General features: G+C 37.9%; 6 protein-coding genes and 2 pseudogenes. 4 read left to right on the top strand and 4 right to left on the bottom strand.

Annotated elements, in window-relative coordinates:
- Nucleotides 1–72 precede the first annotated feature (72 nt).
- A complete protein-coding gene (locus CD118_RS07180) occupies nt 73–924 on the top strand; it encodes a MurR/RpiR family transcriptional regulator (RefSeq protein WP_060829200.1) in 852 nt (283 codons plus the stop codon).
- A gap of 104 nt (nt 925–1,028) precedes the next feature.
- Here the strand turns inward: CD118_RS07180 and CD118_RS12335 are convergent.
- The 4 genes and pseudogenes from CD118_RS12335 to CD118_RS07165 form a co-directional block, all read right to left on the bottom strand.
- Nucleotides 1,029–1,463 (bottom strand): annotated as a pseudogene (locus tag CD118_RS12335) (PTS sugar transporter subunit IIA); the annotation flags it as partial.
- A gap of 102 nt (nt 1,464–1,565) precedes the next feature.
- A pseudogene (locus CD118_RS07175) lies at nt 1,566–2,987 on the bottom strand (PTS transporter subunit EIIC); the annotation flags it as partial.
- A 15-nt stretch (nt 2,988–3,002) separates the two neighbouring features.
- Entirely contained in the window at nt 3,003–3,893 is an 891-nt protein-coding gene (gene murQ, locus CD118_RS07170; RefSeq protein ID WP_060829202.1) for an N-acetylmuramic acid 6-phosphate etherase, read from the bottom strand.
- Between the two features lies 1 nt (nt 3,894).
- A complete protein-coding gene (locus tag CD118_RS07165) occupies nt 3,895–4,959 on the bottom strand; it encodes a DUF871 domain-containing protein (RefSeq protein WP_060829203.1) in 1,065 nt (354 codons plus the stop codon).
- 404 nt (nt 4,960–5,363) lie between these two features.
- Here CD118_RS07165 and ausA point away from each other — a divergent pair, with 404 nt between their 5' ends.
- From ausA to CD118_RS07150, 3 genes are all read left to right on the top strand, one after another.
- Entirely contained in the window at nt 5,364–12,515 is a 7,152-nt protein-coding gene (ausA, locus tag CD118_RS07160; RefSeq protein ID WP_103356468.1) for an aureusimine non-ribosomal peptide synthetase AusA, read from the top strand.
- 10 nt (nt 12,516–12,525) lie between these two features.
- Nucleotides 12,526–13,149, top strand: a complete 624-nt coding sequence (gene ausB / locus CD118_RS07155; RefSeq protein ID WP_060829206.1) for an aureusimine biosynthesis 4'-phosphopantetheinyl transferase AusB — start codon at nt 12,526–12,528, stop codon at nt 13,147–13,149.
- A gap of 194 nt (nt 13,150–13,343) precedes the next feature.
- Nucleotides 13,344–13,745, top strand: coding sequence for a hypothetical protein (locus CD118_RS07150; RefSeq protein WP_060829207.1), 402 nt, complete (start codon nt 13,344–13,346; stop codon nt 13,743–13,745).
- Nucleotides 13,746–13,823: the final 78 nt, after the last annotated feature.

The following is a 13,823-nucleotide window of genomic DNA, read 5'->3' as shown; positions in this document are numbered from 1 at the left end:
CGTTATTTATTTCTAGATGTTTATAAAAATCTATTGTATCTAAAATAATAGTAATGATTAAAGGAGGAGTTTATGGGCGTTCTTTCTCACATGAAAAGCATGCAGGCAGAAATGTCTGCTGCTGAAAGAAAAATTTTTCAGTTTATTTATAATAATAGCGAAAAAATAGCTAGTATGACAGCAAATGATATTGCTAAAGCATCTGGCGCAAGTAGTCCCACAGTTGTAAGGTTTTCTAAAAAAATGGGTTATAACAGTCTTACGGAACTTAAGATTGAACTTTCTGCCGAAACAAAAAAAGCGCCTAGTATGAATTCTTATAGTGATGTAGACAGAGACGACTCTTTTCATAGTTTGAAGAATAAACTCGCTAATAATGCACACTATACAATTGATGAAACCACAGCTTTATTTAATGAAGAAGAATTTTTAGAGGCTTGTAAGTTCATTGAAGAAAAAGAGTACTGCTATGTTTTGGGTATTGGGGCTTCTAACTTAACTGCGATGGATATTGTTCAAAAATGGGGGAGATTAGGGAAAAATGTAGTTAGTGAGCCAGACTATAATACTATATTACCGCAGCTCATTTTACATCAGAAAGAGTGTGTTATTTGGCTAGTTTCAAACTCTGGTATGACTTCTGAGTTAATTTCACTTGCTGAAACCGCTAAGGATTTAGAAATTCCTATTATTACATTGACACAATTTGGACAGAATCCATTGTCTAAACTCGCTGATGTTAGTTTAAAAACTTCGCGGCCAATGGAATCAATTTATCGAAGTGCTGCAACAGATTCTATTTTGGCACAGTTTATTACTGTGGATTTATTATTTTATGTTTATATAAGTCGAAATCAGGAGAATGCTGAGAAAATATATACAACCCGTTCTATAGTTGAAGCGTATAGGAAAAAATATTTTTAAAAGAGATTTAGCGCGAACTTAATAAACTGTAAAAATGTAGAATTAAGAAAAATGGACTTAAATTTAAAACAATTAAGGAGCTATTGTGCAGCCCCTTAATTGTTTTATTTAGTTGTAACACTAAAAACAGTATCTTTCGAAGTAACTGTTCCATGTTTTTCTAGTTTATAAGAATCTACTTTTGTCATATTAGTAATAACAACCAAGATTGATGTATCTTTTTTTGCTTCTTTAATGGCGCTTAAATCGATTTTCGCTATTTTAGAATCTGTCGTAACCTTTTGACCTTCAGTTACTAATACTTCAAAAGGTAAGCCATTTAATTCAACAGTATTAATTCCCATATGTAGCAACACTTCTAATCCATTGGCAGTAGTGATACCAATTGCATGTTTAGTGGGGAAAATAGTTGATATTGTACCACTTACTGGCGAAAAAATTTCTTCATTTGTTGGTATAATGAAATAGCCTTCGCCCATCATTTTCTTCCTAAAAGCGGGATCTGTTGATTCTTCTATGGGATGAATAGAACCTGTTGTTACAGCATTGAAATTTTCAGTTTTATGATTATTAATTTTATTATTATTAACTTGATTAATTGAATCATTACTTATTTTACTGTGCATTAATAATTGTTCCTGTAGTTTATCTTTTGGTATCCCTAAAAAGTAAGTTACTACAAAACCGCCGATATAAGCGGAAAGTAGACCTAACATATAGCCTGTCCAGTGATTATTAGAAATCAATGGAATAAGTGCAATACCGGAAGGCCCTATTGCAATCGAGCCAATACCACCAATGGCACCTATAACTGCGCCACCGATGCCACCTCCAATACAAGCTGTAATAAATGGGCGACCTAATGGTAATGTTACACCATATATCAATGGCTCCCCGATTCCTAAAATGCCAACGGGTAATGCGCCTTTTATCATTTCAGTCAATTCTTCATCTTTACGTAGTTTAACCCATAAAGCAAGTGCAGCTCCCACTTGGCCTGCACCAGCCATTGCCAGAATAGGAAGTAATAATGTCATACCTGTATCATTAATCATTTGAATATGAATAGGTGTTAAAATTTGATGTAATCCAAACATAACCATCGGTAGAAATAGAGAACCTAATACAAAGCCTGAAAATGGTCCTCCTACTGATAGTACCCAGTTGATACCTCCCACTAAAACGTTTGAAATTAATCCAGCTAATGGCATAATCAAGAAAATTTCAAGTAAACCTATTATTAATAAGGAAAGTGTAGGTGTGAAGATAATATCAACAGAATCGGGTATAGTTTTATGCAATTTCTTTTCAATTATTGATAACAACCAGACAGCAAATATAACACCTATAATTCCGCCTTGGCCAGCTGTTAATGCATCGCCTGTAATAAGGTTTTTAATGGGTTTGTCGGCATTCATACCTGTAAGTGTTACTATTGCTCCGATAACACCACCGAGAGTTTGGTTAGCTCCAAAAACTTTTGCTGCATTTATCCCTGTATAAATGACTAAATATGCAAACATACCATTCTTAAGAATGTTCATAATATCTACAAACTGTTGCCAAGTTGTGGCATTTAATGTTCCAGCAGTAATCAAATTATTCATTACTGCAGCAATCCCAGCTATTAAACCTGAACCGACAAACGCCGGAATCATAGGTACAAAGATGTTTGATATATCTTTTAAAATAACTTTCAATGGAGAATTTTTTTGCTTAGCTTTTTGCGCTGCTTTTATTTTTGCTGCCTTAGCATTAACGCTTTCTTTTCCAGAACTTTTTTTGATATTTTCTCCCAGCTCTACACCAGCTAAACTAACCATTTCGTTAGCTACTTTAGTGACCTTTCCAGGCCCTATAATAACTTGTAATTGTTCGTCAAATATAACACCCAACACGCCTGGTATACTTTTCAGCCTTTTTTGATCTACCTGATTGCTGTCACGTATATTCATTCGAATACGAGTCATACAATGATTAACAGTTTGAACATTTTCTAATCCCCCGGCACCGTCATATATTCTTTTGGCAAGTTCATTCAATGTCAATTCTTCTCTTCCCATGTAATCCCCCCTTATTTAAATCGTATTTTTGATAAACCCGTTTGCTTTGGCTAATTTTTGTGTCGCTTCCTCTTTATTACAGTTTGTTAAAATCATAACAATAGCTAATTTTACGTTTTCATTGGCTTCTTCAAAGTAACGTGTTGCTGTGTCGTAATCCACTTCCGTTGCTTGCATAATAATTCTTTTAGAACGCTCTATTAATTTTTTATTCGTTGGCTTAACATCAACCATTAAATTTTTATACACTTTTCCTATTCCAATCATACTGACAGTAGAAATCATGTTAAGAACCATTTTTTGCGCGGTTCCTGACTTCAAACGTGTTGAACCCGTTAAAATTTCTGGTCCGCAGTCAATTTCAATTGGTAATTCTGCGAACTTACTTATGTCTGAATTTTTATTACATGATAAAGAGCCAGTATGTGCGCCTATAGATTGGGCATAATTTATTCCACCAATGACGTAGGGGGTCCGACCACTCGCTGTAATGCCTATAACCATATCTTTTGATGTCAGATTAAGGCGCATTAAATCTCTTTTACCTTGGTCAATATCATCTTCTACGCCTTCTATAGCAGAAACCATGGCTTTATTTCCGCCAGCAATTAATCCTATTACCATATCAGAATTCACTCCAAAAGTTGGTACGCATTCTACGGCATCTAATAAGCCTAATCTACCGCTAGTACCGGCACCCATGTATATTAAGCGACCATTATTTTTTAAAGTTTTAATTGCGGCATCTGTCAAATTTTCAATTTGAGTTAATTGTTCAGTAATGGCTAGGGCAACTTTTTGATCTTCCTGATTCATCGTTTTCAGTGCTTGACTGATAGTCATTTCATCTAGATTGTAGCTATTTTCATTTCTTAGTTCTGTTGTTAAGTTATCTAAGTTAATCATTTTAGCCCTCACTTTCAATATCGTTTTTTAGCAATGTGAATTTCTGACCACCTTTGATATGTGGAATTAAACACCGATCATTTTGACTGATTTGACCCACTACATTAACTTTTTCATCTGCTGGTAAAGAGCGTTTGGTAATTTGAATTTCTCCCATATACCGTAAATACTGTGAATTATCAATTGTTACTGAACCAGTGTCACGTTTGATATTAAGTAGAGGTTTAATATTCGGAATTTTATTCTTGCGAGAATATGCGCTACGAATCACATCTCTTGATTCATCGAGGCGATTTATATGTTCACCTAGAGTAAAATCGATTTGATTATTAAATGGATCTACATGCAATAAAATATTTTTTTCATGTATATAGTTAGCAAATTGCTTTATTACAGTGTCAGAAAGACCAGGATCACCTATAAAAATTTTATTTGTATCAGATAATAAGTCGAGGGAGGCGGCAAGCGGATGATAGGCACGATGTTTTTCTAGCGTTGGTAAACCTTGATATAGAGGGCCGCGTAAGTTATTATCACCTGAAACAAATGCTTGTGACTTAAGACCAAAACTTTTTAACCATTTTGCTTTTTTACGATACCACTCTTCATCTAGTCCTGTTTCAGGTCGAGGATAATAATTGTGCCAGGCTTCTAATTGATCAAAGTTAGCATTAGCTAATTTCAGTTCTTGAATGTCATTTTCAGTTATGGTTGAAGCATTTAAAGCAATCGTTATTTTATTTGATAGCTGAGCTATACATTTATTACTAATATAATCATCAGCACGTAAACCTGTTACACCAATAGAGCGTATTTCATTAATATTGCTCATAGAAAAACCAGCTTTTTGTAATGATGAGCCAGATATATCAACCATCAAATCTAAATTTAATAATTTGGTAATATTACCTAATTCAATTAAGCGTTTGCGATACTGAGTGTTATTATCTTCTGGTATATGCAGGGATGTGAAAACGCCTGTGAACCCAGAATGAGCCATCTTTTCGATGTATTGTTTTGTTTCAGAAGATAGCGGTTTGTTTAAAAATACTGAGAACCCGAACATAATCTTTTCCTCCAACACAATATATTTTGAGAAATGCGCAATCTTTATTGAAAGCCCTTACATAACTATAAGTCGATTATAATACTTAGGTTCACCTTATGCAATGAAATTTCTTTGTTTTTAATTTATAGTGAAATATTGTTTCTAAAATAGACGTCTAGGCTGCTTATCAAAATTATTAAGTCCAGTTTTCGTTGATAAGCGAAAGGATGGATTGTCCTTGATTTAAACTTCTAATAACTGATTTGAATGTTATCGTCATGTATAGAATTTTAATTTTATTTTTCGTTTACTTTAAATTTATATAAAATTATTTATTTTTAATTGTAAATGTGACATAAAGTTTTTATGATACCAATGTAATCCATTTTATGGCTTCATATCACTGAGGAAGAAGGGATTTTATGGTGATTTATGAAAATGCATCGATCACACAACATTATGGGCCAGATTTATTCAATCGAGACCCCTCTATACCACCACATACGTATGTGGTGCACTTACCTAAAAGTATGGAAGTGCAACGATTATTATATGCGTTGACACAGTTAGTACAAACCCAATCATTACTGAGGGCCTCTTTTAAGTATGTAGAAGGTGAGTTGAAATATCAGATTCGTCAATTTGCGCCATTTATTGAAGTGGTTCATGAAGATCGTGTTTCATCAGATTTAGACCTTGAAAGTGATTTGGAACAAAATCCATTTGATTCAACACTTCCTACAACTGCCCCGCTTTTCACCTTCAAAATCATTTGCTTGACCGATTGTACACTACTCCAATTCAATGTGAGTCCACTTATTTTTGATGCGGCTTCAATGCCTATTTTTTTAAGTCAATTGAGTCACTATTATGAAAAACCTTTTCAATCGATCACTTTGACCCAAAGTTTTACTGAATTGATTCAACAAATGCATCAATTACGCCGATTGCCTTCGTTTCAGATGCAACTGCAACGATGGCAAAGTCATCAAGGTGTAAGAGATACGTATCATGCCTATATGCCTGTTCAAAGTTTAACGGATCAACACCATACACAATGGCAAATGGTTAAGATTCAACATGATGAAGTGAATCTTGATGATATTTATAGCGGTATCATACTTGCGAATCACTTTATTGGGCGTAGTGATGATGTTCATGTCGGTTTAACGACAACACGAACCCCATCATTTGATGAAGGGAAGGCGATTGGGCCACGTATACGGATTTTACCGGGTTGTTTCCATGTTGACCGCACACTTTCTTATCAACAGTTCAAGACACCGCTTTCTAGTCGAATGAACACGATTGTTGATGAAGAGGTACTACATCTAACAGATTTAATCGAGGCACGTACCGGTTTTCCGTTTGAAACGTTAATTCATTCAGAACCTATTCACTATACGTTTGAAATAGCAGGCGAAGTTTGTACAGCTGAACGTTTAAAACCGATTGAGACCGAAGCAGCGCTCGATGTATATGTTCAAGAAGTCGAGGATGGTTATGTCGTAAAGATGTTATATAACCACAATCAGTATGATGATTTAACAATTGAAACGTATGCAAATTTGATTCGTCATTTATGTCTTCAAGGTGTGACGCGTCCAGAAGTGCCAATGAACACCTTTTCGTTAATGACGACAGACCAAGACGAGGTGCTATTACAACAATTGTTGCGAACAGAATCTGCGACTTTTGCGACGGTGCCTGAGTTGTTTGCCGAACAAGTCCAACGTCATCCCGATAAAGTAGCAGTTAGATTTGAAAACGACAGCTTAACGTATGCGCAACTTGATCGGCTGACGAACCAAGTCGCACGTCAAATACGTGCGCGTGGGGTGAAGCCTAATGACTATATCGCGGTGATGGCAGAACGCAGTATGGAGATGATTGTAGCAGTTTTGGGTATTGTGAAGTCTGGCGCTGCGTATGTACCGATTGATCCGGATTATCCTGAAGCACGGATTCAATATATATTAAAAGATGTGCAATCGGCTTTATTAGTATTACATCAAGTCGAATTGAATACGACGGTGCCAACTGTGTCATTGAAAGATTTGCAGGTTGGCAGTGATGCTGCAGTACCTGTCGTTAATCATAGTGATGATGATGTGTATGTGATTTATACGTCTGGGACGACAGGTCAACCTAAAGGCACACGTATTATGCATCAGAGTGTCGATCGTCTTGTTAAAGCAGTCGATTATGTCACATTAGATGAAACGACAAAAATTCTGTTATCTGGAACCATTGCGTTTGATGCGGTGACATTTGAAATCTATGGTGCCTTATTAAATGGGGGCGAATTGGTCATCTTGTCTAAAGACCAATTGTTAAATCCAAAAGCGCTCGGACAAGTGATTCGGAAATATGAGATTAATACAATGTGGCTAACGGCATCACTGTTTAATGCGACTGTGAGTACACACGTTGAAGCACTTGAACCGCTCTCCTATTTATTAGTTGGGGGTGAAGCGCTGACGCGGAAGTGGGTTCAGCTCCTACATCAGCGACCAAAGCATCCTCAAATCATTAATGGTTATGGCCCTACTGAAAGTACAACCTTTACAACGACCTATGCAATGCCTGAAACCATTCCTGCACGCATACCCATTGGAAAGCCTATACGTGAAACGGATCTGTATATTTTACAAGGAGCACAGCGCTGTGGTGTCGGTGTCCCGGGCGAGTTATGTATCGGTGGCGTAGGTTTAGCGAAAGGGTATCTCAATCGCCCCGAATTAACAGCATCACGTTTTATCGATCATCCGTTTGGCACTGGAAAATTGTATCGAACTGGCGATTTGGTTCGTTTACAACCTGATGGTGAAATCGATTATTTAGGACGACTAGATAAACAAGTTAAAATAAGAGGATTTCGTATCGAGTTAACAGAAATTGAACGTGCCATTGAGCGTATCCATGGCGTTAATAAAGCGGTTGTCGTGACACGTGAGATAGAAGGGGATAAACAGCTCTATGCATTTTATGAAGGTGAACAAGAAATTTCGAATCATACGATAACAACCACGCTCTCTGCGCAAATGCCGAGTTATATGGTGCCGTTGTCTTTCCAACGCATTGATCAAATACCAATGACGGTCAACGGGAAATTGAATACGCAGGCCTTACCTGATCCCGAAACACGACTTCAAAGTGATTATGTAGCACCAAACAATGAAATGGAACGAGTTTTATGTCATATCTTTGAAGAAGTGTTGCATATTGAACGTGTGAGCATTCACGATCACTTTTTTGAATTAGGAGGACATTCGTTAAAGGCAACCTTAGTCGTGAACCGAATCGAACGTGAATTGCATAAGTCCGTGACAGTAGGTGATTTGATGAAATATCCAACGGTGGCCTTATTATCAGCGCGTTTAGAAGACGTGTCCGAAGCACATTCAGAAGCGATGCCTATCGTCACATCGAATCAGCAGGCGTATCCTGCGAGTGCGGCGCAAAGTGGCATGTATTTCTTATGGCAGTTGAACCCGGATGATACAGTTTATAACGTTCCATTTATATGGCAATTAAGTGCCCCGCTAGATATTGCGAAATTACGCCATGCGGTGAGCCAATTGATTGAACGGCATGAAATTTTAAGAACACAATTCGGAATGAAAAATCAACAAGTCTATCAATATATTCAAGACTGTTATACACCTGATTTTGAAGTCGTCACATTAGATGAACACGACCCTCAAGTATTGGTAGAACGTATGGTAAAGCCATTTGATTTAGAACATGACCGGCTTTTACGTATACGTTATATTCAAACACCAGAAGACGACTTTTTATTTATGGATACGCATCATAGTGTTAACGACGGCATGAGTCAGACCCTCATATTAGATGAGCTGAGTCAACTATATCAAGATAAATCATTGCCTGCGATGACGCATCAATATAAAGATTACAGTGTATGGATCAAACAACGTGACATGACAGACCATCAAGCGTATTGGCATCAATTATTAGCAGAAACATCTCCAACGCTAGAGCTCCCACTGGATTATCCAAGACCTCACGTCAAATCAACAGAGGGGGATATGTATCAATGGCAGTTAGATGAAGGGCTAAGCCACAAAATTAGACAGTATGTCCAACAACATGATGTGACTGACTTTATGTTTTTTATGAGTGTCATTATGGTTTTATTAAGCCAATACAGTCGTCAAGAGGAGATTGTGTTAGGAAGTGTGATGAGTGCGCGGACACATCCAGATACGGAACGCATGTTAGGGATGTTCGCGAACAGTGTTGTGTTCAAAGGTCAACCGACACACAATAAACCGTGGCTGACATTTTTAGAAGAAATGAAAACGATGAGTTTAGCGGCTTATGCGTACCAAGACTATCCATTTCCTGTCTTAGTTGATGAGTTAATCGCGCAACGTGATGCATCACGACACCCATTTTTTGATGTTATCGTTGTGCGTCAAAACAATGAAGCGCATCATGCGCATTTTGGTCATAGTCGACTCACACATCAACCACCGAAAAGTACCACAGCGAAGTTTGATTTGTCTTTCATTATTGAAGAAGCGCATCATCAATTTGTTTGGAATATTGAATATCGGACAGATCTGTTTCAAAAAGAAACAATCCAACATATGTGTGATCAATTTGCAGTGATAATCCAGACAATATTGGATCAAGACTTATTACGCATTGGCCAATTGCCAATTGCGCAACCCAACATGCGTCAGTGGGTTGAAACACATGTGACACCACAACCGATGGCGTATCCTAAGCAGGAGACTGTCGGCAGCCGAATTGAACAGTTGGCGTTACAAAGACCAGAGGCTACAGCGATGATTTTTGACAGCCAACATCATTCGATGCATAGGTTATATCGACGTGCATTAGCTATTGCGCGTCATTTGTACGAACAAGGTTGTCGTAAAGGAGACCGTGTGGCGCTTCTCATGACAAGGGGCCCAGAAATGATTGAAAGTATGATTGCTGCGGCATGGCTGGGTTGTCCTTATGTGCCGATTGATCCAGATTGCCCGGTAGCACGGATTGACTTTATTTTGAAAGATGCGGAAGTGAAACATATCTTAACGAATGCGCCATCACACTCTAGAACTGTGACCATTTCAGATGTGAGAAGTTGTGTCATACGAGAAGATGATGCGCAAGTGATTCAATCAAGTGAACACGTGGAAGCGAACGATGTATTGTATATGATTTATACATCTGGAACGACAGGTCAACCGAAAGGCGTACAAATCACACATCGTAATGTAATGAACTTAGTCACAGGTTGGTCTCAATTTATACAACTGACGTCTCAAGATGTGCTATTACAATACGCCAATATCGTGTTTGATGCGTCTGTGATGGAGATTTATTGTGCGTTATTCAATGCATGTCCTTTAGTGATTGCTTCTGAACGAGAAAGAAAGGATATTTTCGCTTTAGAACACTGTCTCCGAACACAACATGTCACTGTTGCTTCGATCCCCGCACAACTGTGCATGATGATGACCGACTATCATTTACGTTGCTTAGTGACAGGAGGTTCTGTGAGCACACCAGAACTTGTTGATAGGGTTCGACCGCATTGTGAAATGTATGTCAATGCCTATGGGCCAACCGAATCCACAGTGATTACAACAGCATGGATGGATGACGGCAAGTCCACATTACAACGTGTTCCGATTGGACGACCACTCCCGAATGTACAAGTGTATATCATGTCAGAAGGACGATTATGTGGTGTGGGTGTACCTGGAGAGCTTTGTATTGCGGGTGACAGTTTAGCAAAAGGTTATTTAAACCGTCCTGAAGTTAATGCACAAGCTTTTATTCCGCATCCTTGGGGTGATGGACAATTATATCGCACGGGTGACTTAGCGCGTTATTTAAATAATGGTGAGATTGAGTTTTTAGGTCGCATTGATCAACAACAAAAACTGAATGGCTATCGTATTGAATTAGAAGAAATTACAAATCAAATGAACCAAATCGCAGGTGTTTTGGATAGTGCGGTCACCGTGGATCGTACGCGTGCACATCCATTTTTAGTGGGCTATTATGTAGCTGAAACAGAGCAAGCTGATGTGATACGACGTGCACTCACAGATCAGTTGCCACAGTATATGGTGCCACAGGTGTTCATAAAATTGGATCAATTACCTTTAACGCCTAATGGCAAATTAGATATGAAAGCTTTAACTGCTGCGGATTCACAACAAGTCCGTACGTTGACCCCACCACGAAATGAACAAGAACAGCAATATGTCGATGTATTCGAACAAGTATTAAATGTGAGCCCGATTGGCATTGACGATGATTTCTTTGAACTCGGTGGTAACTCACTTGCGACGATGAAAGTTGTGATGTTGCTGAAAAACAAAAGAATTGAAACGTCGATGCAGGCTATTTATGAATACAGAACCATCCGTGCGTTGTTAAATCAAAGCGAATCGACACAATTAAATGTCCCGGGAAATATAGACGCCTTGCAAACGATGATTGCGACCAATCAAACGCCTTTGTCAAAAGTGTCACAACAATCTTTAGGAACAGTGTTACTGACAGGTGCCACAGGATTTTTAGGTGCTTATTTACTTTATGAAATAACTGAGCGCCACCAACGTGTACATTGTCTTATTCGGGCAGAAAGCGAATCACAAGCGCGTGACCGTTTAATCGACAATTTGAACCATTATTTTGAGCCATTGACGTGTGAAAAAATGATGCACAACGTTGACATCATACATGGTGACACAAACCAAGATTTCACACAGTTAACTTCGTCTATCGACACGATCATTCATGCGGCGGCGCGAACAGATCATTTTGGCGAAGATGAAGACTTTTATGAAGCCAACGTCAAAAGTACAGCACAGCTTATCGCCTTTGCCAAGCGAGCACAAGCCCAGCTGATTTACATTTCTACACTCAGTGTGGCAGGCGCCTTTTCTGAAGAACAAGAAGACACGCAATTCTCAGAAACAGCTATTTTTAAAAACCAACAGATTACGTCACCATACGCACGAAGTAAATTTTATGCCGAGCTTGAAGTATTACAAGCCATGCGAGAAGGATTAAAAGCGAAGATCATGCGTGTAGGAAACTTAACAAGCAGTAGACATGGCAATATTACTATGAAAAATATGCGGACAAATCGCTTTTCTATCGTTATGCATGACTTACTTCAGCTCGATAAGATAGGGGTATCTGCGGCACAAACACCAATTTCATTTTCGTTTGTTGATGAAGCGGCACAGATGATTGTACAATTCGCGGAAATCCAACAAAGCACGTACAACATCTTTCATATTACGAATAACCATGAATATACAATGCAATCGATGTTCGAAAAGCTAACAAATCGCACAATTAAAGTGGTGGATGACGCAACATTTGATCAATATGTACATGATGCGGGCTATTATGCTTGGGTGGGGTTAATGCATCACGATGATAAGCTGAAACCTGCCATTATCACGCAAGATTTTACACAGTCTGTCATGAACGCACTGGATTTAAGCTGGTCAGAACTATCAGAAGCATGGTTAGCCCGTTGGCAACAAAGACTTAACGACACATTCAAGTAGGTGAAATGTAATGATATTAATTGTTAACTTAGAAAAGACGACCACAGCCATAACGAAACAACTTGCGCATAAACAATATCTGTTTAAAAGAAATCATACGAACCACCACTATAAAAGTAATGAAAATCAGCACTGTATTGGCGAATTACTCGTGCATTATGGGTTAAAAACGATGTATCAGCTTGATCCTTTAGATTGGCAGTTTAAATTTGGTGCCTATGGTAAGCCTTATATTGACACACCGCAACCGGTATTTGTCAGTTTGTCATATAGCGGCACGTATGTCGCTTGTGCATTTGATCAAAGTGAGATTGGCTTAGATATTGAAAATCTCAGTCCGATTGAATGGCAACGATTGAAAATGCAATTTACAAATGAAGAATCACAATGGATTGGTAACGAAACACAATTTTATATGATTTGGACGCAAAAAGAAGCCTATGCCAAGCTGACAGGCAAAGGTCTATCAGAAGGTGTTGCGACAAATAATGTATTAGAACCCCTATATTTTCACGGACAACCTGTCGCATTTCAAACGCAGATTAAAGATACTTTGATGATTCAACTTTGCCAAGCAGCGCCCTGTACACAAACGCCACTGATTGAAGTCGATGTTGCGACATTACTGAAATAATCATCTTTAATGTAGCCCAACGCGCTACGACCATTGACACAACTTCAATCATTTCAAATGTTGAAGCGGTCACATTTTGCACTTGTAATAACAGTGTGAACTGTGACTGCTTATTGTCAAAATAAAGCAGATTATTATATGATTGGATTAATAGTGAATTGTAGAAAGATAGCAGATAAGAAAGGGTGTTTCATATGAAACAACATGAAGTTGTGGAAGTGAAGAATGCAGTGAAGGACGCATTGGTAGAGGTACAAAAAGTAAAAAAGTTAATCAAGGACGTCCGTATTTGGAGTGGGTTTGATATGTTAGGAAATAGTTCAATCCATAGCTATTTCAAAAGAAGAAAGATTAAAAAAATGAATACGCATCTATCGCAATTACAAACGCAATTGCAAAACACAGTGCCCATGCTTAAAGATATGGATGAGGATTTAGTATTAGCGATTTCAAATAGTGAAAAGGATCAACTGTATGATGTTTGGTGGGATAATATCTTCACAGATGCTAAAGTACATGGCGAAATCAAAAAAGTGAAAAAGAGTGTCGAACAATTGGAAATCGCTTTAAATCGTATTTTAGCATCTTTAAATTAAACAATTACGCATAGTCCGATATACATAAAAATTACACTTTTATAATCATAAAACACTTGACTTTATATTGTTTTATCG

This window comes from Staphylococcus coagulans (assembly GCF_002901995.1).
Classification (GTDB): Bacteria; Bacillota; Bacilli; order Staphylococcales; family Staphylococcaceae; genus Staphylococcus; species Staphylococcus coagulans.
This window is presented reverse-complemented; position numbering and strand designations above follow the sequence as displayed.

Bases quoted from the DNA above. Each gene is read 5' to 3' on its own strand.
- CD118_RS07180 (WP_060829200.1), top strand. From the start codon at position 73: ATGGGCGTTCTTTCTCACATGAAAAGCATGCAGGCAGAAATGTCTGCT.
- murQ (WP_060829202.1), bottom strand. From the start codon at position 3,893: ATGATTAACTTAGATAACTTAACAACAGAACTAAGAAATGAAAATAGC.
- CD118_RS07165 (WP_060829203.1), bottom strand. From the start codon at position 4,959: ATGTTCGGGTTCTCAGTATTTTTAAACAAACCGCTATCTTCTGAAACA.
- ausA (WP_103356468.1), top strand. From the start codon at position 5,364: ATGGTGATTTATGAAAATGCATCGATCACACAACATTATGGGCCAGAT.
- ausB (WP_060829206.1), top strand. From the start codon at position 12,526: ATGATATTAATTGTTAACTTAGAAAAGACGACCACAGCCATAACGAAA.
- CD118_RS07150 (WP_060829207.1), top strand. From the start codon at position 13,344: ATGAAACAACATGAAGTTGTGGAAGTGAAGAATGCAGTGAAGGACGCA.